Origin of the sequence: Pseudomonas gorinensis (assembly GCF_042015035.1) — a bacterium.
Taxonomy (GTDB): domain Bacteria; phylum Pseudomonadota; class Gammaproteobacteria; order Pseudomonadales; family Pseudomonadaceae; genus Aquipseudomonas; species Aquipseudomonas gorinensis.
In genome coordinates this window covers 1,017,227-1,039,869 of sequence record NZ_CP167125.1, presented here as the reverse complement: position 1 = coordinate 1,039,869, position 22,643 = coordinate 1,017,227, and the positions used below count along the sequence as shown (strand labels likewise).

The window sequence follows — 22,643 nt, the reverse complement described above, 5'->3', positions numbered from 1 at the left end:
GGCAAGCCCCCTCCCACACTGTCCGCGCATGACTAGGACATTTGTTTATGCCCGCTGCCCTCAATCGCTATTTCCTGGCATTGCTGCTGTTGCTGCCTTTGGCGGCACATGCAGGCGACGCCGAAGACTTCCTGGCCGCCAACCCCGCGCAACAAGCCAAGCTGCTCCAGGACTGGGCCGCCCAACCCGACCCGGCGCGCATCGAGTTGGTGGACGCGCTGCAACAAGGCCAGCTCACGCTCAACGGTGAAACCAAGACCGTACGCCTGAACAACCGCCTGCGCGGCCTGATCGACAACGTACAGGCCAGCCAGCAACTGCTCGCCGCCGACCCCAAGGTACGCCTGGCCGCTGCGCGAACCCTGCAAAAAACCGCGCAACCGGCGCAACTGAAATTCCTCGACCAGCAGGTCGCCGCCGAAACCAATGAGGACGTGCACACCGCCCTCAGCCTGGCACTGGCCAACCTGCAACTGGTGGACACCGACCCAGTGGTACGCCTGGCCGCCGTGCGCTTGCTCGGCAGCACCGGCGACCCGCTGGCCCGCACCCGCCTCGAAGCCCTGCTCGCCCCCGGCGTGGAAGCCGACGCCAGCGTGCACACCGCCGCCGAGACCAGCCTGGCGCAGGTCAAACGCAAACTGATGCTGGGTGAAATCCTCGGCCAGGCCTTCAGCGGCATGTCCCTGGGGTCGATCCTGCTGCTGGCGGCCCTGGGCCTGGCGATCACCTTCGGCCTGCTGGGCGTGATCAACATGGCCCACGGCGAAATGCTGATGCTCGGTGCCTACTCCACCTACGTGGTGCAGTTGCTGATGCAGCGCTATGTGCCCCAGGCCATCGAGTTCTACCCGCTGATCGCGCTGCCGGTGGCGTTCTTCGTCACCGCCGCCATCGGCATGGCCCTGGAACGCACGGTGATTCGTCACCTGTATGGGCGCCCGCTGGAAACCCTGCTCGCCACCTGGGGCATCAGCCTGATGCTGATCCAGCTGGTGCGCCTGGTGTTCGGTGCGCAGAACGTTGAAGTGGCCAACCCCGCCTGGCTGTCCGGTGGCATCCAGGTGCTGCCCAACCTGGTGTTGCCGTACAACCGCATCGTGATCATCGCGTTCGCACTGTTTGTTGTGGTGCTCACCTGGCTGCTGCTGAACAAGACGCGCCTGGGCCTGAATGTGCGTGCCGTGACCCAGAACCGCAACATGGCCGCCTGCTGCGGCGTGCCCACCGGGCGCGTGGACATGCTCGCCTTTGGCCTCGGCTCCGGCATCGCCGGGTTGGGCGGTGTGGCGCTGAGCCAGATCGGCAACGTCGGCCCGGACCTGGGCCAGAGCTACATCATCGACTCGTTCCTGGTGGTGGTGCTCGGCGGGGTCGGCCAGTTGGCCGGCAGCGTCATGGCGGCGTTCGGGCTGGGCATCGCCAACAAGATCCTGGAGCCACAGATCGGCGCCGTACTCGGCAAGATCCTGATCCTCGCGCTGATCATTCTGTTTATCCAGAAACGCCCGCAAGGACTCTTCGCACTGAAAGGACGGGTGATCGACTGATGAACCAGCCATTGATGCTCACCGCCACGCAAAAGGCCGGCCCCAAAGTGACGATTGCCGTCGGCGCCGTGATCCTGGCCCTGCTGCTGGCCCTGCCGTTGTGTTCGCTGCTGGCGCCGGAAAACCCGCTGCATGTATCGGCCTACACGCTGACGCTGGTGGGGAAGATCCTCTGCTACGCCATCGTGGCCCTTGCGCTCGACCTGGTGTGGGGCTACGCCGGCATGCTGTCCCTCGGCCACGGGTTGTTCTTCGCCCTCGGTGGCTACGCCATGGGCATGTACTTGATGCGCCAGGCCTCCGGTGACGGGCTGCCGGCGTTCATGACGTTTTTATCCTGGACCGAATTGCCCTGGTATTGGGTCGGCACCGAGCACTTCCTCTGGGCGCTGTGCCTGGTGGTGCTCGCACCGGGCTTGCTGGCATTGGTGTTCGGCTTCTTCGCCTTCCGCTCGCGGATCAAGGGCGTGTACTTCTCGATCATGACCCAGGCCCTGACCTTCGCCGGGATGCTGTTGTTCTTTCGCAACGAGACCGGGTTCGGCGGCAATAACGGCTTCACCAACTTTCGCAGCATCCTCGGCTTTGGCATTACCGAGCCGGGCACGCGCGCGGTGTTGTTCGTGGCCACGGTGCTGTTGCTGGTGGCCAGCCTGTACATCGGCTGGCGCCTGGCGCAAAGCAAGTTCGGCCGGGTGCTGACGGCATTGCGCGATGCGGAAAACCGCCTGATGTTCTGCGGCTACGACCCACGCGGCTTCAAGCTGTTCGTGTGGGTGCTGAGCGCGGTGCTGTGCGGCCTGGCGGGCGCGTTGTATGTGCCGCAGGTGGGCATTATCAACCCCAGCGAAATGTCGCCGACCAACTCCATCGAAGCTGCGGTATGGGTGGCCCTGGGCGGACGCGGCACCTTGATCGGGCCGCTGCTCGGCGCTGGCGTGGTCAACGGCATGAAGAGCTGGTTCACCGTGGCGTTCCCGGAATACTGGCTGTTCTTCCTCGGGGCGCTGTTCATCATCGTCACCTTGTATTTGCCCAAGGGCGTGATCGGCCTGCTGAAGAAACGGGGTGAACCATGAGAATCACTGCGACGGCGGAATTTATGCTCGAACCTATCCTTGATGCCGGCAGCGGTCGCGATGCGATCGGTATCGGCCAGGCGGCCGGGACGGGCCTCGACACGCGCCACGGCACGATCCTGACCCTGGAAGATATCAGCGTCAGCTTCGACGGTTTCAAGGCGCTCAACGACCTCAACCTGTACATCGGTGTCGGTGAATTGCGCTGCATCATCGGCCCCAACGGCGCAGGCAAGACCACGCTGATGGACGTGATCACCGGCAAGACCCGGCCCAGCCACGGCAAGGCCTGGTTTGGCGAAACCCTCGACCTGACCAGCATGAGCGAAGTGCAGATCGCCCAGGCCGGTATCGGCCGCAAGTTCCAGAAGCCCACGGTGTTCGAAGCCTTGAGCGTGTTCGAGAACCTGGAACTGGCACAGAAGACCGATAAATCCGTATGGGCCAGCCTCCGTGCGCGCCTGAGTGGTGAGCAGAAAGACCGCATCGATGAAGTGCTCGACACCATCCGCCTCACCGCCTCGGTGCAGCGCCCGGCGGGGTTGCTGTCCCACGGCCAGAAGCAGTTCCTGGAAATCGGCATGCTGCTGATGCAAGACCCGCAACTGCTACTGCTGGATGAACCGGTGGCCGGCATGACCGACGCGGAAACCGAATTCACCGCCGAACTGTTCAAGCGCCTGGCGGGCAAGCACTCGCTGATGGTGGTGGAGCACGACATGGGCTTTGTCGGTTCGATCGCCGACCATGTGACGGTGCTGCACCAGGGCAGCGTACTGGCCGAAGGCTCGTTGGAGCAGGTGCAGGAAAACGAGCGCGTGATCGAGGTGTACCTCGGGCGCTGAGTTCGCTTTTCTGTAGGAGCGAGCTTGCTCGCGAAAATCGTTAACGATAACGCGGGCAGCCTGAATGCACGCGGCGCCCTCAGGTTTTCGCGAGCAAGCTCGCTCCTACAGGGAATTGAGGAGGTTTTGAGAATGTTGCAAGTCGACAAGCTGCACCAGTACTACGGCGGTAGCCACATCCTGCGAGGGCTGTCTTTCGACGTGAAGGTCGGCGAAGTCACCTGCCTGCTCGGGCGTAACGGCGTGGGCAAGACCACCCTGCTCAAGTGCCTGATGGGTTTGCTGCCGGCCAAAGAGGGCGCGGTGAATTGGGAAGGCCAGGCCATCACCGGCTTCAAGCCGCACCAGCGTGTACACGCCGGGATCGCCTATGTGCCCCAGGGCCGGGAGATTTTCGGGCGGCTGACCGTGGAAGAAAACCTGTTGATGGGGCTGTCGCGTTTTCCTGGCTCCGAGGCCAAGGAAGTGCCGGCGTTTATCTACGAACTGTTCCCGGTGTTGCTGCAAATGAAGCATCGGCGTGGCGGTGACTTGTCCGGCGGCCAGCAGCAACAGTTGGCCATTGGCCGCGCCCTGGCCAGTCGCCCGCGCCTGTTGATCCTCGATGAGCCCACCGAAGGCATACAGCCGTCAGTGATCAAGGAAATCGGCGCGGTGATCAAGAAGCTTGCCGCGCGGGGCGATATGGCGATCCTGCTGGTGGAGCAGTTCTACGACTTCGCCGCCGAGTTGGCCGACCAGTACCTGGTGATGTCCCGTGGCGAAATCGTGCAGCAAGGCCGCGGTGAAAATATGGAAAGTGACGGTGTACGCGGTCTCGTAACCATCTAATCTGTAGCGTCCTGACAATAAGCCTGAGCCATGAACCTGCCCGTTTCCCCCGCCCTGTTCACCCCCAGCTGGCATGCCGCGCTGGAACTCGGCTACGCGCGTTTCGGCGATACCACGCGCCCGGTGATGCGTCGCCACCACGGCCCGCTGCGGGTGCAAAAGCACCTGTACGCCGAAGGCCCCGAAGTGTGCCAGCACATCATCGTGCACCCGCCCGGCGGGATTGCCGGCGGCGATCGCCTGGATATCAGCGCCCACGTCGGCGCGGGCGCCTGGGCGCAATTGACCAGCCCCGGCGCTGCCAAGTGGTATCGCGCGAGCGGCCCGGCGTTTCAGCAACTCGATCTCACCGTAGAAGCCGGCGCCACGTTGGAATGGCTGCCCCAGGAAACCATCGTATTCAGCGCCGCCCAGGCCGAGCTCACCACGCGTATCGAGCTGCAAGGCGATGCCCGCCTGTTCTACTGGGACGTGGTCGCCCTCGGCCGCCCGGCCAGTGGTGAGCGTTTCGACCTGGGCCACTTCCAATCGCACCTGGATATCCGCCGCGACGGCCAGTTGCTCTGGCATGAACGCCAGCGCATTGTGGGCGCCGATGGTTTGCTGGACTCGCCCATCGGGCTGGATGGGCAGCCGGCGTTTGCGACGTTGCTGGTGACTGGCGAAATCCCTGGCGAATTGCTTGAACAATGCCGTTCACTGCCCCACGCGGTGCGCGGCGACCTGACCCAACTGCCCGGCCTGCTGGTGGCCCGCTGCCTGGCCAGTGAAGCATTGCTGGCGCGGCAGTGGTTGATCGATTTATGGAAATTGTTACGCCCCGCCCTGTTTGGGCGAGAGGCGGTCTCACCACGAATCTGGAGCACATGAAGATCAAAATGTGGGAGGGAGCTTGCTCCCGATGGCGGCGGATCAGTCAGCACACGTATTGCCTGACCCACTGCTATCGGGAGCAAGCTCCCTCCCACACTTGATCTCTGTTGTATTTAAGAATGCATTCTTTGAAGGACCTTGAACCATGGACCTGACCCCACGGGAAAAAGACAAACTGCTGATTTTCACCGCAGGCTTAGTCGCCGAACGGCGCCTGGCGCGCGGGGTGAAACTCAACTACCCGGAAACCATCGCCTATATCTCCGCCGCCTTGATGGAAGGCGCCCGCGATGGCTGCACCGTGGCCGACCTGATGCACTTCGGCACCACCTTGCTCACCCGCGAACAGGTGATGGAAGGCATCCCGGAAATGATCCCGGATATCCAGGTGGAAGCCACCTTCCCCGACGGGACCAAGCTGGTCACCGTCCACCAGCCCATTGCCTGAGGCCCGGCCATGATTCGTGACGCAACCGAGCACGACCTGCCGGCAATCCGCGACATCTACAATGACGCGGTACTCAACACCACGGCGATCTGGAACGAGCAACAGGTGGACCTGGCGAACCGCCTGGCCTGGTTCAGCGCGCGCCAGGGCCAGCGCTACCCGATCCTGGTCGCGGTGGAACACGATGAAGTGGTTGGCTACGCCTCATTTGGCGACTGGCGCCCCTTCGAAGGCTATCGCTACACCGTCGAACACTCGGTGTACGTCCGTAGCGACCAGCGCGGCAAGGGCCTCGGCCCACGCCTGATGCAAGCCTTGATCGAACGCGCCGGCACCTGCGGCAAGCACGTGATGGTTGCCGCCATTGAAAGCGGCAACCAGGCTTCGATCCGCCTGCATGAGCGCCTGGGCTTCACGACCACCGGGCAGATGCCGCAAGTGGGCATCAAGTTCGGCCGCTGGCTCGACCTGACCTTTATGCAACTGACCTTGAACCCGGGCGCAGAACCGCCCAAGGAGTGAGATCGATGAGCGCCGCGCAATTACGTCGAGTCAATGCTGAAAGTTTTGCCCACTACCGCCTGGGCTTGATTGAGCTGTTGCTGGACGCGGTCAAGCACGGCGCCTCGGTCGGCTTCATGGCCGACTTCGACGAGGCCCAGGCCCGCAGCTATTTGAACGCTGTGCAGGCAAGTATCGAAGACGCCAGCCTGTTGCTATGGGTGGTGGTGCGCGATGAACAGGTGATCGCCAGCGTGCAACTGGCGCTATGCCAGAAAGCCAATGGCCTGAACCGCGCCGAGGTGCAAAAGCTGCTGGTGCACAGCAGCGCACGCCGCCATGGCCTGGGCCAACAGTTGATGAACACCCTGGAACTCGCCGCGCGCCAGCACAAGCGCGGCCTGCTGTACCTGGACACCGAGGCCGGCTCGCCGGCCGAAGCTTTCTACCAGTCGCTGCGCTACACCAAGCTGGGTGAACTGCCCGACTACTGCCAAAGCCCGGACGGGCGCTACAGCCCGACCGCCATCTACTTCAAGACCCTGGGGCAACCTGCATGATTCCTGGTGAATATCAGATCCAGCCTGGCGACATCGAACTCAACGTCGGCCGCCGCACCGTCACCCTCAACGTGGCCAACAGCGGAGACCGGCCGATCCAGGTGGGCTCGCACTACCATTTTTTCGAGACCAATGACGCGCTGACGTTTGACCGCCCATTGAGCCGCGGCATGCGCCTGAATATTCCGGCGGGCACGGCGGTGCGGTTCGAGCCGGGGCAGAGTCGCGAGGTCGAGCTGGTTGATTTGAGCGGCGGGCGGCGGGTGTTCGGGTTTGCCGGACGGATCATGGGCGACCTTTAGGGCCTCATCGGGGGCAAGCCCCCTCCCACATTTGAATGGGTTCACAAATCAAAGGTGGGAGGGGGCTTGCCCCCGATAGCGATTTCACATTCAACACACATCTTCAGGGCACACACATGAAAATCAGTCGCCAAGCCTACGCCGACATGTACGGCCCCACCGTCGGTGACAAGGTCCGCCTGGCCGACACCGAGCTGTTCGTCGAAGTGGAACAGGACTTCACCGTCTATGGCGAAGAAGTGAAATTCGGCGGCGGCAAGGTCATCCGCGACGGCCAGGGCCAGAGCCAGTTGCTCGCTCACGAGGTGGTCGACACCCTGATCACCAACGCGCTGATCATCGATCACTGGGGCATCGTCAAGGCCGACGTCGGCCTCAAGAACGGCCGCATTCACGCCATTGGCAAAGCCGGCAACCCGGATATCCAACCCGGCGTGACCATGGCCATCGGCGCCAGCACCGAAGTGATTGCCGGCGAAGGCATGATCCTCACCGCCGGCGGCATCGACTCCCATGTGCATTTCATCTGCCCGCAGCAGATCGAAGAGGCCCTGACCAGTGGCGTCACCACCATGATCGGCGGCGGCACCGGCCCGGCGACCGGCACCAACGCCACCACCTGCACCTCAGGGCCTTGGCACCTGGCGCGCATGCTCCAAGCCAGTGACTCGTTCCCGATGAACATCGGCTTCACCGGCAAGGGTAACGCCAGCTTGCCGGAGCCGTTGATCGAGCAGGTCAAGGCCGGCGCCATCGGCTTGAAGCTGCATGAAGACTGGGGCACCACGCCCGCCAGTATCGACAACTGCCTGAGCGTCGCCGACCAATACGATGTGCAGGTGGCGATCCACAGCGACACCCTCAACGAGTCCGGCTTCGTCGAAACCACCCTCGCCGCGCTCAAGGGCCGCACCATCCACACCTACCACACCGAAGGCGCCGGCGGCGGTCATGCGCCGGACATCATCAAGGCCTGTGGCTTCCCCAACGTGCTGCCCAGCTCGACCAACCCGACGCGGCCGTTCACGCGCAATACCATCGACGAGCACCTGGACATGTTAATGGTCTGCCATCACCTCGACCCGAGCATCGCCGAAGACGTGGCCTTCGCCGAAAGCCGCATCCGTCGCGAGACCATCGCCGCCGAAGACATCCTGCATGACCTCGGCGCGTTCTCGATGATCAGTTCCGACAGCCAGGCCATGGGCCGTGTCGGCGAAGTGATCACGCGCACCTGGCAGACCGCCGACAAGATGAAAAAACAACGTGGCGCGCTGCCCGGCGACGGCCCTGGCAACGACAACTTCCGCGCCAAGCGCTACATCGCCAAGTACACCATCAACCCGGCGATCACCCATGGCATCAGCCATATCGTCGGCTCCATCGAAGTCGGCAAGTGGGCTGACCTGGTACTGTGGCGTCCGGCGTTCTTTGGCATCAAGCCAACCCTGATCCTCAAGGGCGGCGCGATCGCCTCCAGCCTGATGGGCGACGCCAACGCGTCGATCCCCACCCCGCAACCGGTGCACTACCGCCCGATGTTCGCCAGCTTCGGCAGCTCGCTGCATGCCACCAGCCTGACGTTTATCAGCCAGGCGGCGCAGGAGGCCGGGTTGCCGGAAACCCTGGGCTTGAAAAAACAGATCGCCGTGGTCAAGGGCTGCCGCAATGTGCAGAAGACCGACCTGATCCACAACGATTACCTGCCGGACATCGAGGTGGACCCACAGACCTATCAGGTCAAGGCCGACGGCGTGTTGCTGTGGTGTGAACCTGCGGATGTGCTGCCCATGGCGCAGCGGTATTTCCTGTTTTAACGGGGGCCACTCAACCCTGAACATGGCCTGCATGTCCAGGGTTGAACCTCTACTGGCAGAGTCACGCAAACTTGGTTTTGATCATCGCCTCCGTATATTCGTAGTTCAGTCGCAACTCGACACCCGCCGGAATGTCTTCAGTGGCAAACACAGCATTGAGCACATAGTTGGTCCTCACGCCTGGACGGCTGGTCGCGTGCTCGGCCTCTACCGCGAAAGGCACGGACTCCACGTTGTAACCGCCCGCAGCCTGTCGGACAGGTTTGCCATCGGCGTCATATTCGAAATGGGTGTTGATTCTGGAAATGATGGAGTCGCCCTCGATAAAGAGCGGTACGGTATGGAAAGTGCCGCCCTCAACGACTTTTGCCGTGCCGACGACCATGCCGAATGTCCCCTCCGAGGCCACAGACAAACTGCGCGGTAAAATCACCCCGCCGTACACCCCCACGATTTCTCCTTTGGCAATGGGCCGGTTGGCAACCACCATGGACTGCCCGACCAACGCGGCTTCTCCAGGGACTTTCACATCCTCGGCAGTGAACGTTCGCCACCGCAGTTTCTCTTCATAAAGCGCCCCTACCGCCTCAAACCCTTCAAACTTGATATAGGGTTTGATTGGCGTGGACGTATAGGTGTGACCTGAAGGCATTTTGACTTGCGTCTGCAGGCTTCGAATGCGAATGGGTCGGCCCTGCAGGTCCCGGAGGGGATACTTGCCGTTGTTGGCGCGGTTATAGCTACCCAACTTGTTTTGCTGGGTGGTGAAGTGAACGTCCCGCCGCATGAAGCTGAGTTCGCCCGCCGTGTAGGGCACCATCGGTATCGACTCCGGTACGGTGGCATGCGCCTCGCCAGACGCGCCTGTCCCGCCCCCGCCGGTCTCGCCTCTACGTCTCCAAACGCCGGCCACGTCAGGCTTGGCGACAATCCCGCTGCTGACCAGCTCGTAGGGGTTGCTCCGGCTCTGCACCCTCAACAGGTAATACTGCCCATCACCGGCATCCGGCATGCTCGCAATAAAATAGCGCTTGCCCTCGAACTCAATGGGGCGTGCCTGCGACAGCGCCAACACCGCCAAGCTGCCGGGAGCGGGCTCCACCAGCGCTTCAAGATCTCCCGACGCCATCGGGCGGGTAACGATCTCTTCGCGGGTCAGCGCATCAATCAACAGGCCGTCGTCAATCACCAGCCGCGCTTGCAGCTCTTGGGCCCGGCGCTCATAGGCGTGGGTCGACAAACTCCCCTCGGTATATCTATCGAACAAAACGGCGAGTTCGTCTTGATAAGGTTTGCTTTGCGCCTCGAATCGCGAGCGGTATTTATGGGTCACATAGTCCTGCCAGAAGTCTCTGGACAGCAGCGCTTGAAACTCCTCGGGTGAGTTATCCAGTGCCACGATGCGTTCATAAGCAGCGTCCAGCATCGCCTGGGTAACCTTTCCAAGGCCGATGAACCGCGCATGTTGCGGCTGCCCCGGCAACTGCAGCCGATCCTTGAGGCCATACCGATAGGCCAGCCTTATTTCGACTTCTTCCAGTTTTTCCAACTGCTGGGTTTTCTGATCAGGCGTCAGGTTCGAGTTGTTAATGGCGGTTCTACGTTGATCGATATCGTTCAAGGCGACCTTCTCAACCTGGTCCAGACGAAACAGGCCTCTGGACAATGTCGACAAGACCTCGCCCTGGGTCGAGTCCAGGGCCTGGGCCCGCGCCTTGTAGACCATTGCCATGATTTCCAGATTACTGAAGGACAAGGCCGCACGATCGCAACACGTCGCCCTGCCTGCCCATTCGAACATCTGCTCGCGCAGGCTTTCAGACTCGGCGGAGTGTGCGCTGACGGTATCTATCACGTCCCACACCCGGCGCTGAAGATCCTCATGCTCAGCGGCGCCCGCTTGCAGGTCCCTGAGCACCTCGAAGAACCCATCGGCCCCGGCCTGCCCTCGCAGGCTGTCCCACTGGGCTTTTCGGCTGGCTATTTGCTCTTCGGTCAACCCCGCCGCCCAGCGCCGAAACGGTGCATCGGGCCGAGCCGCGATGGCGACGCGATTCACATCCGCAGAAGCCGTGACCACCAGGCGGTTGGGGTTACCGGGCGATGCCAGCCCCGCCCGTTCAAGTCGCTGGCCGTAGTCGCGCACTTGTTGCAGCGTGGCATCCGTCCAGGGGTTGTCGTTCGCATGCGTCACGTTATTGACCCGGGCGGTTTGCGCCAGGCGTTCGTCTGGCGGCGCAATGACGGACGCAGGTATGGTCGTCATGCGGTTGCCAGACAGGTCTATCCGGTCCAGCAGCGGCTGTTCGGCCAAACCGCTCGGCCATGTCTCAAGACCTGCGCGCGCCATGCTGAGCGAGCGCATATCCGTTATCTGGCTGAAATCGGGCGACAGGCGCAGGTCATTGTCATGGATGATCAAGGCTCTGAGGGACACACGCTCGGACAACATCCTGGCCGTCTCCGGGCTCAAGCGAATCCTGTTGTTGTGCAAGAACAAACGGGTCAACCCACGCATCTCGCCCAGCGCAGGCGGGAGTTCGCGCAGCTGGTTGCCTGACAGGTCCAGCCAGCGCACCCCGCGAAACCGCGACAGAAACCCCTCGGGAGAAGCGCTCAGGCCCATATTGCTCAGCTTGAGCGAACCGACATGACTGAAGTCCACGTCAAGGTCGGGCAAGCTCGGCAAACCCAAGCCACTGAGGTCCAGTTCCAGGCCAATCCGGGTGCCGTCGTTGGCCAGCATCTGAGGGGTTTCTTGTCTCCAGCAGCTCAAGATCCGCTGCTGAGCTTCGCGCCGCGCCCTGTGCGCCACTGTATTGAGGTTCCGCTCACCTGGACGGGCATACCGCTGATACGCGCCACCTCCCGAGAATGCCCAGGCATTGAGTTGAGCCTGGAGGACATCAAACGCTTGCTCAAGCCTGGCCAGCTCGGCGTCTGCCCCAGGGCCCAGGTTCCAGATAAATTCCCGGGCCTTTTGAACGCCATAGCCTGGGTACATTTTGCGCACAATGCCCACCCTGGGGTTGCCGCTGTCAAACGCCTCATCAAGCCCACCGGGGAGCAAATCAGGCCGGTTTTCTCCCAGTCGTTTCCAGTAGCTGTCAAATTGTTGCCAGTAGTCTTCAGGAAACGCATTGTGATCCAGCAGCGTCACGCGATTGATCCGGGCAATCGCCGCAAGCTGCTCAGGTGGCGGATTCAGGTTGGCCTGGGGGACTTCTTGCAACCGGTTACGGCTGAGGTTGACGATTTCCAGTGAGGTCTGGTTGTGCAACCCCGTTGGCCATTGCTCCAGTTGCGTCAGCATCAAATTCAACCTTTTCAGCTGGAGCATGCCGCTGAAATCCGGCGTCACGCCCAGCGGGTTGCCTTGCAGATTCAGTTCCTCAAGCGTGGTGAGCGCACTCAGCCGCGCTGCGCTTTGGGCGGTCAGCCGAATTCGATTGGTCTCCAGGCTCAGGGAGGTCAGGCCTGGCATGGCATCGATTGCCAGGGGAACCTCGGCAAGCTGGCAGTTGCGCACGCTCAAGCTTTTCAACGCGGTAAAACTCTTGAGCAGCGTGTCTACGTTGCTTGCGCTCCTGAAGCCGGCGAGTTCGAGCGTTTGGACATGACTGAAGTCCCCGCTCAATGCCGGCAACGTTGTCCCCCGGCCATACGTCAGGGTTAACGCCGGCCCCGTCTCCCGGCGCCAGCAACGCCGGATGTCATTGGCAGTACGACCGGCCATGCCACCGTTACGATCAAATGCGGTAATCGCCAGTTGCGGGGTGTTTTCCTTGACCCACGCCTTGAGCGTCTTATCCAGGGTTTCGAATTCCGCCTCGCGGCGAGCCAGCCCAGCCGATACATCAGTGCCCAATGACTGAATGAACTCGATAACCTGTTCGTCAGTGAACGAAGGAAACAGCGTGCGAACGCGCGCTTCGGGAGAACGGAAAGCCTGTGTGGTTTTTTTCAACAGTTGGCGAAAACCCGGGCCGCCGCCCACTGCACGCATCGACGGATCAAACGCCGGCTTGCGGACCGGATGTTCCAGCAACACAGTGCGCAGGCGCTGGCGCGACAGCGGGGATTGCTGGATCGCCAGCTTCAATTGAGACGCCTCGCTAAACCCCATGGCTTGGCGCTCGCCCGGCGACATGATTTCCCAGGCAGCGGTGTAAAAATCCCCCGCCGAAAACCGATCGTCTTTCTGGATGACCAACGTCCTGGCGGGCAACGCATCCGGGGAGCCGATGGCATCCAGTATCGGGCCCTGCGCCGAATATTGGCGCAGTTCCACTCGCGTTCCTCGCCGCCACCCCGGCAGGGTTTCGAGGGTACGCAAGGCCAACCGTTGGCTGTCGAGGTCCGTCAGCGTGTCCAGGTGCAGCCCTTCATAGGCACGGGCGACACGCGCTTCCTGCTCAAACCATTTGGCCTGTTCAACCACGGCCTCAGGCAAGCGACCGCTGCCGCGAAAACGCTGCAACGCCTCGGCGCTCAGGTTTTCCAGCAGTTGGGTGGCCACGGGGGTCGAGAGGGCGGGGAAGTCCGCCTGCACCCGCTGAACATCGGGGTCATCCGTACGGGTCAAGGCTTTGTAGCGCTCATTCACCATCGAACCCTTGATGGCATCCACCTTGTCGGCAATGAATCGCCGCAGTTGGCTGGCCCGGGCATGCAACGGGTCCTGGGCGCTGCCGGGAATACCCGGCAGGTCCGCATCGACACCTTGCAACGTGTACAGCACCTCGTTTAGCAACTCGCCCCGATCCACGTTGCCCTGGCTGAGCACCACCATTCGCCTGTCGGTTGATGCAGGGCCGTCACCCTCCCAGAGCACATTGGCGTCGCTGTCCAATACGCGAAGCAGCGGCGTCTCGGGCAACAGGCTGTAGCGCTGCATGCTTTGCAGCTGCAACACCGGATCAGCCTTCGCATAAACGAGTGGATCGCTGCTGCGCATCTGCTCTACAAACGTGGTGAGCGTCTGATGGATCTCAAATCGCTTGAGGGTTTCCTCCAGGGTCAGGGGAACAGGCTCATGATTAACGAAGGTTTCACGCAGTGTTTGCGGCTCGACACCACTGATACGTACCTGGTCCGATGACTCGGCAAGCCCCAGGCGCCGCAACAGCGTCGGCTCGTCCCACGTCAGCGGCTCTTCGACTTCATGGCTCCAGGTACCTTGGTGGTTATGCTCCAGTTTCGGCGCATAGGCATCGGGCCGGGTCGGGTGCTGGATACGGTATTGCCCGGTATCCGCGTCTTGCCTGACCTGGTAATGCTTGCCCTCCAGCGCAAGCACCGTCCGGCCATGGTGCTGGTGCAGGCCAATCTCATTGGCCTTGGACTGCGGCGCAAGAGTGACCGTGGACTCATAGGGCCCGAGGTCAGCCTTCCACAACATCCTTTTTCCCGAGGGCATCGTGACCGGTTTGAAATTATCCAACATGCTCACGAACTTGATCCTGGGCACTACCTGGGACCCGGTGGCAAAGAACGCGGCATTGAGCGCCACGGAGGAAAAATGTGCCCACATCGCCCGGGTATCGCCCTGTTCAGCCGCTTCGATCCCTTCGAATACGTCGGAACACATCTGCGCCGCGCCCACCGCCAGCATGATCGGGCCCAGCCCCGGCACAACAAAGGCGGCCACGTTCAAAAAACTGAGCACCGCATCGAGATAGCCCTCTAAACGTTCCATGCGGGCCTTGCGGTCCTCGTCTCCGGTGGGCACGGCGACCGCCCTGGCATCGTCGAACACCTTGTTGATGAAGGCCTGGACCTGCTGCTCCCACAGCGCGGCGGTAAGGGGCGTCTCTTCCAAACGCAACCGCGCGGGCTCAGGCTTGAGCGGGTAATCGGTGGCCGGGTTGCCGTTGCTGGCAGGCTGGTACAACCGGTTGAACTGTTTAAAGAACGCCCCCTGTTCGCGCTGCGGGATAAACCGACTGAAGAACCGGCGATAGGACGCACTGTGCAAGCGCGACCTCAGATCAGCCATGAAGTCGGCACCCGATGCATACTCCTTGAGCGGTTGCTGCGGGTCATTGGGGATGTATGCCAGCAGGCGCTCAACCCTGCGACTGCTTTGACGGTCGGGCCCGATCAACAAGGGCCCGATCAAGGACACCCCAAAGATTTTCAATGCCGCGAACGTGACGGGGCGGCCGTCCAAGGTCGCACCGGACGGGTCGGCAAGCACTTGCTTGAGCATGCGGTAGGCATCGGCACTGATGCCCGATTCAACCCGGCGAGTGCCAGGGCGAAGGGCAAATTGAAGGTTCGCGATCTCGCCGCTCAGCGCCAGCTGTTGACGCTGATGGGTTTGCAGTTGCTGCATCAGTGCGGAGCGCTCGGCGTTCCCTGTGGGGGTCAATATTTCCTTGAGGTGTTTTTGATACCGCGCGCCCAGATCCAACGTCCGGCACAGCGCGGCAAACGCATGAGGGGCGATGGCCACGGCCTGTTCGCTGAGCGCATCGAACATCGGGATAATCTCGCCGTCATACGCGCCGAAGGTGGTAATGATCTGGCAGTCGTGACAGGAGGGGGCTCGTGCTTCGCCGGGCTCGAAATTGGCCAGGGCGGCCTCCAGCAGGGAGACGGCGCGATACCGGTAGCTCAGCGTCGGATCGTTCTGTTGCTCGAAGGCAAAAAAACCATAGAGGTCAGTACGCCCTCGTGGATACGCATATTTGCGCGCAAAGTAGACGCTTCTGACATCCAGGTCCAGGTTGAACGTTCGCTTGATCGCCTCTTTGAGCGGCTGCTCGGCAAACGCCAGAATGTCGGTGATGCTCCCCAGGCTGTTTTCGATCGTGTTCAGCGTTTCACGAAAGGTGCTGTGGCTGTCTGCCAGCCGGGCCCTGGCGTCAGGCGAAGCTGTCCGATACCAGGAGGGTAGCTGGTGCATTTCATGGTTGCCGAGCTCTTCCTGTCGGTACGGGATGGCCTGGTTGAACCAGGTGGGTACGCGGTCTTTGAGAAAATCGTAATGAACACCCCGAAGGTCCGTGGTGAACGTGCCTTCGGGGAGGGTGGAGGATGTGACGGGTGTTGACATGGTGGATCGTCCTTGAGGGTTAGCCAAAGCCCTCAGCCTATCGAACGACCCAGTGTGGGTGGACTGTATAGCTACCGCATCTCAGGCGATCGGTGTGCGCACCTGGTCAGTGAACGCACACCGGGCGTACAGGGCGTCGAGCACACTAGGCAACGCTGGCGACACGCCCCATCGCCTGGTCACAGAGCCTGCGCAGTATGGTTTTTCTTTCCTCATCCAAGATCAGAATGTCTGCATAGTATTGTTCGTCCGTCATCACCTGGCCGGGACGCTTGAGGGCTGCTTCCAGCAGCGGCTTGGCGAACGCCACAACCGTCTGGATCTTCGCCATCTGCGTTTCCCATTGGACCAATGAGGTCCAACTGGCGTCGACATAGGTCTTGAGCGTGTCTTTTTGCTGCTGGGTTGCGCTGGTGTACCCAGCGGGGAGCTTGGGGTCTATAGCGCGCAACGCCGTACGTTGGGGGAGGCGAAGCCTTTACCAGCGCCTGCGGTATGAGGGAAACGAGCGTTGCATAGTGCTGCCCCTGATCTCCCGGAGGAAGCGGGGGTTGAGCATGGGCCATGAACCAGTACCTCAATGAGAAATGAGGAGCTTATTCATGACCCGCAAAGACCGGGCCTTAACTATGCAGGGCAGGTGCCGGGTCAGTGACTCCAGGTTTTGCGCGGTTCGAAAGCGGCTTTGTCAGCGAGTGCCTGCCACAAGGCCTTGACCTCGTCATCGGCGTCTTTAGGCATCACCACCTTCAGCTGGATAAACAGGTAACCGCGTTGCCCGCTTTTGTTCAGCAAACCATGGCCCTTGGCGCGCATGCGCTGGCCGTTCTGGCTGCCGGCGGGCACCTTGAGGTTGATCTTGCCGGTCAGGGTTGGCACGGCCACCTCGGTACCCAGCGCCAGCTCCCAAGGCGCTACCGGCACGGTGATCACCAGGTTTTCGCCTTCCACCTCAAATTTGGGGTGCGGTGCAAACTTGATGATCAGGTACAGGTCACCGTTGGCGCCACCGCCAACACCCGGCGCGCCCTGGCCCTTGAGGCGGATGCGCTCACCGTCGGCCACGCCGGCGGGGATCTTCACGTTCAGGCTCTTGGTGGTGTTGCTGACGTGCCGCCCCGAGGCATCATATTGCGGTACCTGGAAGCTGATCTGCTTGGACTCGGTGGACAGCGTTTCCTCAAGAAACACCGACAATTGCATCTCCACGTCCTGGCCCTTGCGCCCGGCACTGCGGCGCTGGCCACCGCCGAAGGCATCGCCACGGCCGCCAAAGATCGAGCTGAAGAAGTCGGAGAAGTCCTCGGTGCCCTGGCCACCGCCAAAACCGCCACGGCTCTGCCAGCCTGGCGGGCCCTGGAACGGCTGGCCGTGCTGGCCGTATTTGCGCAACTCGTCGTATTCGGCGCGCTTGTCGGCACTTTTCAGCGCTTCATAGGCCTCGGACGCATCCTTGAACTTGGCTTCAGCGTCCTTTTCCTTGCTCACGTCCGGGTGATATTTGCGCGCCAGCTTGCGATAGGCAGCCTTGATCGCCTTGTCGTCCGCCGTCGGCTCTACGCCAAGAATCTTGTAATAGTCTTTAAAGTCCATCTGGGGGGTCACCCTCCGTGATCGATTTCGCACAGCCAGCGGCACAGCATGCGCCGGATTGCAGCGTTTGAATTGACTGATCTCAATCCCAAGCCGATGGGTGCGTAGAAGTTTATCGGCAGTGCACGAATATCCTTGCACCCACCGACCGTATGCTGGACAAGTTGGGGACGAACCCTGGTCTTTCAAGGCGCAGTGCCCGCTATTTAACAGATAGTCGGCCTACGCATCTGCACGCGGGTGGCATACACTGCGCGGCCGTTTTTCAACCGGAACCCGATAGACATGGAAAACCCATCCCCAGCCCGTGCCTGCGGCATCGACTTTGGCACGTCCAACTCCACCGTCGGCTGGATCCGCCCCGGCGAGGAGACGCTTATCGCGCTGGAGGACGACAAGATCACCTTGCCGTCGGTGGTGTTCTTCAACTTCGAGGAGCGCCGCCCGGTCTACGGGCGCCTGGCCCTGCATGAATACCTGGAAAACTACGAAGGCCGGCTGATGCGCTCGCTCAAGAGCCTGCTGGGTTCCAAGCTGATCAAGCACGACACCAGCGTGCTCGGCACGGCCATGCCGTTCACCGACCTGCTGGCGCTGTTTATCGGCCAGCTCAAGAGCCGCGCGGAAGCTACCGCCGGCCGTGAGTTCGAAGAGGTGGTGCTGGGGCGCCCGGTGTTCTTCGTCGATGACGACCCGATGGCCGACCAGGAAGCGGAAAACACCCTGGTGGACGTGGCACGCAAGATCGGCTTCAAGGACATCTCGTTCCAGTACGAACCGATCGCGGCGGCCTTCGACTACGAGTCCACCATTGAAAAAGAAGAGCTGGTGCTGATTGTCGACATCGGCGGGGGTACCTCTGACTTCTCGCTGGTGCGCCTGTCGCCCGATCGCCGTCACAATGACAACCGCCACGATGACATCCTCGCCACCGGCGGCGTACACATCGGCGGTACCGACTTCGACAAGCAACTCTCGCTCGCCGGCATGATGCCGTTGTTCGGCTATGGCAGCCGTATGAAAAGCGGGGCCTACATGCCCACCAGCCACCACATGAACCTGGCCACCTGGCACACCATCAACTCGGTGTACTCGCAAAAATCCCAGCTGGCCCTGGGCAGCATGCGCTACGACATCGAAGACACCGGCGGCATCGACCGCCTGTTCAAGCTGATCGAACAGCGCGCCGGGCATTGGCTGGCGATGGAAGTGGAAGAAACCAAGATCCAGCTGACCCACGAAGACAGCCGCCATGTGCTGCTCGACCGGGTTGAGCCAGGACTGAGCGTGGACCTGAGCCGCAGCTTGTTCGAATCGGCCATCGATGGCTTGCTGGAGCGCGTGCGTAACAGCGTCACCCAATTGCTCAATGACGCTTCGGTGGACGTGGCCCAGGTGGACACGGTGTTCTTTACCGGCGGCTCCAGCGGCATTCCGGCGCTGCGCCACAGCATCTCGGCGATGTTGCCGAATGCGCGGCATGTGGAAGGGAATATCTTTGGCAGCATCGGCAGTGGCTTGGCGATCGAGGCCAGCAAGCGTTACGGCTGCTGACCGCCACCGATCTCACCCACAACCTGGGAGGCCCCACTCCCTCTTCGACGCAGCGTTGTGGCGAGCGGGCTTGTTGTGGCGAGCGGGCTTGCCCCGCGTTGGGGCGCGAAGCGGCCCCATTACAGGCGATGTGTTTTTAACTGACACACCGCGCTGCCTGGTTTTGGGGCCGCTTCGCAGCCCCAACGCGGGGCAAGCCCGCTCGCCACAACAAGCCCGCTCACCACAGCAAGCCCGCGCGCCACAGGCCAGCCTGCTCGCCACAGTCACAGTGTTGCCCCTTCCCCTCCCACCTTCAAACCATCCCGCCGAGCTTCAATTCGCTCTTCAAATACGCGTAGTAAATCGGTCCTGCCACCACGCCCGGCAAACCGAACGCGGCTTCAAACACCAGCATCGCCAACAACAACTCCCACGACTTGGCACTGATCTGCCCGCCGACGATACGCGCGTTGAGGAAGTACTCGACCTTGTGGATCACGATCAAATACCCCAGCGCCGCTACCGCCACCCAGATCGACAGCGACAGCGCGACGATGGTGATCAGGGTGTTGGACATCAGGTTGCCGATCACCGGCAGCAGGCCGAGCAGGAAGGTCAGCACGATCAGGGTCTTGGTCAGCGGCAGGTGGATGCCACACAGGGGCAGCACCACGGCCAGGAACACCGCGGTGAACACGGTGTTCAGCGCGGCGATCTTGATCTGCGCGAAGACGATATTGCGAAACGCCTGGACCAACAGGTGCAGACGGTCGAACAGCACGGCGGCCAGGGGTTTGCGTTTGGTCACGTCGGGCACGCGCTGCAGCGCGATGATCGCGCCGAGCACCATGCCGATCAATAGGGTGACGAACATGTGGGCGGCGTCTTTGCCGACCAGTTGCAGTTCGCTCAGGTGCTTGCTCAACCAATCGCCAATCGCCACGCGGAATTCAGCCGCGCTGGCAGGCAGGTAGGCATCGAGAAACGGCGGCAACTGGCCGCGCGCGCGATCGACCACACCCATGAATTTATCGAGGGAGGCCCCAGGGTTTTCCGCCTCGTGGAGCAGGAAGCTGATAGCGCCGGCGAAGATCAGGGCCAGCACGCTGACAATCAGGGTGCCGAGCAACGCCACCGCCAGCCAGCGCGCGCGCCGGCCTTCGATCAGCCGTTGCAGTTGGGGGGTGAGCATATTGACCAGTTCAAAGACCAACAGGCCGGCCAGCAGGCTGGGCAACAACTTCAGCGGCAATACCAGCAACAACCCGCCGAAAATGATGATGTAGCTGGCCAGCAATAACACGTGACGCTGAGAAAACGTTGGCATACAGCCTCAAAACGAACTGCGTTAAAGGATGTTGTAGGAGCGAGCTTGCTCGCGAAGGTCGCCAACGATAACGCGTTTACTCTGAATAAACGCGGGGCCATTGCGTTCTTCGCGAGCAAGCTCGCTCCTACAGGGGGCTGTGTGCGAGTGTCGCAGCCTTCTATGGCCTGGGGCTATTATTTCTTCAGGCAGGTGCTCATAAAGGTTTTGCGCGCATCACCGGTCAAGGCTTTGGTCTTGGCGTCCGCATTGCAATCCTTCATCTTCTGCTGCTGCGGCGTGAGCGTCTTCGCGTCATTGGCCGCCGGCGCCGACAGGCAGGTTTTCATGAACGCCTTGCGCTCGTCGCCCTTGAGCGTCTTGGTGGTGGCTTCGGCATTGCAGGTGGTCATCTTGTTTTGCTGGGCGGTAGCAGCGAAGCCCTGGGAACACAGCAGCAGGCCCATCATCAACAACGGAATACGCAGCATCTTCATGGAGTTTTCTCCCTGTTACCGTGCCGGGAGGCACGGCCTACCCAGCAGTGTAGCCAAACCTTGTTACATCTTCATCGGCTGCGGATATTCGTCCGCCGGTACTGCTCTGGCGTGCAGCCGGCCTGGCGTTGGAACATCGCGATAAACGCCGAGGCGCTGCTGTAGCCCAGGTCAAACGCCACGTGTTGCACGCTGCGCTGGCTGTCGAGGGCTTCGATGGCGGCGAGGTAACGCAGGCGCTGGCGCCATTCGCCAAAGCTCATGCCCAACTCGCGCACGAACTGGCGCGCCAGGGTACGTTCGCTCACATGCACCTGCTCGGCCCATTGCGCCAGGGGGCGGTTGTCGCCGGGTTCCGCCTGCATGCCTTCGAGCACGCCAAGCAGCCCTGGGTGGCGCGCGTAGGGCAGGAAGCAATCGTGGATCGGCGCCTGCTTGAGCTGGTCGACCAGCACCTGGGCCAGGCGGATATCCGCCTCGCTGCGGGGGATGTTGACGTCTCGCAGGGCGAAGTCACTGAGGATGGCCTTGAGTATCTCGCTGATCGCCAGGGTGCAAGGCTGCTTGGGCAGTTGCTCGCAGAGTTGTGGGGCCAGGCCCACCGAGCGATAGACAATCGCCTGGGCATTGTAGGAGCTGTGTTCGGTATTCGGTGGTATCCACACGGCGTATTGCGGCGGCGACATAAAGCGGTTGCCGGCCACCTCCATCCGCATCACCCCGCTGGCCGAGTAATCCAGCGAGCCCCAGGAATGCCGGTGCGGCGTGCATTCAGTATCGGGGGCGAAATCGGAGTAGCGGAAGTACACCGGGCTCGGCAGCCGGGGGAAATCCGCAAGGCGTACGGTATGTCTGGGCATATTGTCTGGATACAAAGGTCGGTTGTCTGGATCGCAGTATAGGCTTCGATCCAGACAGGGGATAATCCTGCCTCATCAACCCACCTGGTTTCTTTCGATGCAATACGCGTATCCCCTGCTGGCCATTTTTATCTGGGCCGGCAACACCGTGGTCAATAAATTGGCCGTGGGTTCGATCTTCCCGGCTGAAATCGGCTTTTACCGCTGGTTGCTGGCGGCCGTGCTCTTCACGCCGTTCATGCTCAAGCCGGTGCTTGCCCAGTGGCCGATCATCCGCCGCAACCTGGGCAAGATCTTCATCCTCGGTGTGCTGGGCATGGCCGTGTACCAAAGCCTGGCCTATTACGCCGCCACCCTGACCTCGGCCACCAACATGGGCATCATCCTGTCCCTGATGCCGTTGATGGCGCTGACCGCCGCGATCATCAGCCTGGGCCAGCGCCTGACCTTCGGCGCACTCACCGGTGCGCTGCTGTCGTTCGCCGGCGTAGTGGTGGTGGTATCGGCCGGCAGCCTGGGGGCGCTGCTGCAACACGGGGTCAACCTGGGCGACGGCATGATGCTGGTGGCGACCCTGGCCTACGCGGTCTACAGCACCTTGCTGAAAAAGTGGCAACTGCGCCTGCCGCCGTTGGTGTTGCTGTACTTGCAGGTACTGGTGGCGGTGCTGGTGCTGTTTCCGCTGTTCCTGTTCTCGGCCAAAGCCGGCCTGGGCTGGGCGAATATACCGCTGGTGCTGTATGCGTGCTTGCTGGCTTCGATGCTCGCGCCGCTGGCATGGATGCATTCGGTGAAGACCCTGGGGCCGAGCCGCACGACGCTGTTTTTCAACCTGCTGCCGTTGATCACCGCGCTGATCGCAGCGCTGGTGTTGAAAGAAGCGCTGGCGCTGTATCACCTGGTGGGCGGTTTGCTGACCCTGGGCGGGGTGATTTTGTCGGAGCGCTGGACCACGCCGGTCGGGCGTCAACGCGCCGCTGCCTGA

18 protein-coding genes are annotated in these 22,643 nt (G+C 61.7%); 12 read left to right on the top strand and 6 right to left on the bottom strand.

Features of this window, described 5'->3' with window-relative positions; all coding sequences use genetic code 11:
* Positions 1 to 47 precede the first annotated feature (47 nt).
* From urtB to ureC, 10 genes are all read left to right on the top strand, one after another.
* Complete coding sequence (gene urtB / locus AB7933_RS04605; protein ID WP_041160828.1) at positions 48 to 1,550, top strand: urea ABC transporter permease subunit UrtB; 1,503 nt, start codon at positions 48 to 50, stop codon at positions 1,548 to 1,550.
* Entirely contained in the window at positions 1,550 to 2,629 is a 1,080-nt protein-coding gene (gene urtC / locus AB7933_RS04600) for an urea ABC transporter permease subunit UrtC (protein WP_024073141.1), read from the top strand. The genes urtB and urtC overlap by 1 nt, the downstream gene beginning before the upstream one ends.
* Positions 2,626 to 3,474 (top strand): urea ABC transporter ATP-binding protein UrtD, encoded by an 849-nt coding sequence (urtD, locus tag AB7933_RS04595; RefSeq protein WP_024073140.1) that lies wholly within the window; start codon positions 2,626 to 2,628, stop codon positions 3,472 to 3,474. Before urtC ends, urtD begins: the two co-directional genes overlap by 4 nt.
* Before the next feature lie 132 nt (positions 3,475 to 3,606).
* A complete protein-coding gene (gene urtE / locus AB7933_RS04590; protein ID WP_024073139.1) occupies positions 3,607 to 4,305 on the top strand; it encodes an urea ABC transporter ATP-binding subunit UrtE in 699 nt (232 codons plus the stop codon).
* Positions 4,306 to 4,335: 30 nt separating this feature from the next.
* Complete coding sequence (locus AB7933_RS04585; RefSeq protein WP_024073138.1) at positions 4,336 to 5,175, top strand: urease accessory protein UreD; 840 nt, start codon at positions 4,336 to 4,338, stop codon at positions 5,173 to 5,175.
* 148 nt (positions 5,176 to 5,323) lie between these two features.
* Positions 5,324 to 5,626: an urease subunit gamma gene (gene ureA / locus AB7933_RS04580; protein WP_024073137.1), complete on the top strand. Its 303-nt coding sequence runs from the start codon at positions 5,324 to 5,326 to the stop codon at positions 5,624 to 5,626.
* A 9-nt stretch (positions 5,627 to 5,635) separates the two neighbouring features.
* Positions 5,636 to 6,148, top strand: a complete 513-nt coding sequence (locus AB7933_RS04575) for a GNAT family N-acetyltransferase (protein WP_024073136.1) — start codon at positions 5,636 to 5,638, stop codon at positions 6,146 to 6,148.
* Between the two features lie 5 nt (positions 6,149 to 6,153).
* On the top strand, positions 6,154 to 6,687 hold the full coding sequence (locus tag AB7933_RS04570) for a GNAT family N-acetyltransferase (RefSeq protein ID WP_024073135.1): 534 nt from the start codon (positions 6,154 to 6,156) through the stop codon (positions 6,685 to 6,687).
* Positions 6,684 to 6,989, top strand: coding sequence for an urease subunit beta (locus AB7933_RS04565; protein WP_024073134.1), 306 nt, complete (start codon positions 6,684 to 6,686; stop codon positions 6,987 to 6,989). Before AB7933_RS04570 ends, AB7933_RS04565 begins: the two co-directional genes overlap by 4 nt.
* A gap of 116 nt (positions 6,990 to 7,105) precedes the next feature.
* Positions 7,106 to 8,806, top strand: a complete 1,701-nt coding sequence (gene ureC, locus AB7933_RS04560; RefSeq protein WP_024073133.1) for an urease subunit alpha — start codon at positions 7,106 to 7,108, stop codon at positions 8,804 to 8,806.
* A 61-nt stretch (positions 8,807 to 8,867) separates the two neighbouring features.
* Here the strand turns inward: ureC and AB7933_RS04555 are convergent, their stop codons facing one another.
* The 3 genes from AB7933_RS04555 to cbpA all read right to left on the bottom strand — a co-directional run bounded on the left by AB7933_RS04555 (position 8,868) and on the right by cbpA (position 17,459).
* Complete coding sequence (locus AB7933_RS04555) at positions 8,868 to 15,866, bottom strand: NEL-type E3 ubiquitin ligase domain-containing protein (protein WP_024073132.1); 6,999 nt, start codon at positions 15,864 to 15,866, stop codon at positions 8,868 to 8,870.
* A gap of 145 nt (positions 15,867 to 16,011) precedes the next feature.
* Positions 16,012 to 16,197 (bottom strand): hypothetical protein, encoded by a 186-nt coding sequence (locus AB7933_RS04550; protein ID WP_143036961.1) that lies wholly within the window; start codon positions 16,195 to 16,197, stop codon positions 16,012 to 16,014.
* A 317-nt stretch (positions 16,198 to 16,514) separates the two neighbouring features.
* Positions 16,515 to 17,459, bottom strand: a complete 945-nt coding sequence (gene cbpA / locus AB7933_RS04545; RefSeq protein WP_024073130.1) for a curved DNA-binding protein — start codon at positions 17,457 to 17,459, stop codon at positions 16,515 to 16,517.
* A 285-nt stretch (positions 17,460 to 17,744) separates the two neighbouring features.
* Between cbpA and AB7933_RS04540 the strand changes: the two genes are divergently transcribed.
* On the top strand, positions 17,745 to 19,013 hold the full coding sequence (locus AB7933_RS04540; protein WP_024073129.1) for an Hsp70 family protein: 1,269 nt from the start codon (positions 17,745 to 17,747) through the stop codon (positions 19,011 to 19,013).
* 295 nt (positions 19,014 to 19,308) lie between these two features.
* Here AB7933_RS04540 and AB7933_RS04535 read toward each other — a convergent pair whose 3' ends face one another.
* The 3 genes from AB7933_RS04535 to AB7933_RS04525 form a co-directional block, all read right to left on the bottom strand.
* Entirely contained in the window at positions 19,309 to 20,322 is a 1,014-nt protein-coding gene (locus AB7933_RS04535; protein WP_024073128.1) for an AI-2E family transporter, read from the bottom strand.
* A 176-nt stretch (positions 20,323 to 20,498) separates the two neighbouring features.
* Positions 20,499 to 20,798, bottom strand: coding sequence for a PsiF family protein (locus AB7933_RS04530; protein ID WP_024073127.1), 300 nt, complete (start codon positions 20,796 to 20,798; stop codon positions 20,499 to 20,501).
* Between the two features lie 71 nt (positions 20,799 to 20,869).
* Positions 20,870 to 21,658, bottom strand: coding sequence for an AraC family transcriptional regulator (locus AB7933_RS04525; RefSeq protein ID WP_024073126.1), 789 nt, complete (start codon positions 21,656 to 21,658; stop codon positions 20,870 to 20,872).
* 97 nt (positions 21,659 to 21,755) lie between these two features.
* Between AB7933_RS04525 and AB7933_RS04520 the strand changes: the two genes are divergently transcribed.
* On the top strand, positions 21,756 to 22,643 hold the full coding sequence (locus AB7933_RS04520) for a DMT family transporter (RefSeq protein ID WP_024073125.1): 888 nt from the start codon (positions 21,756 to 21,758) through the stop codon (positions 22,641 to 22,643).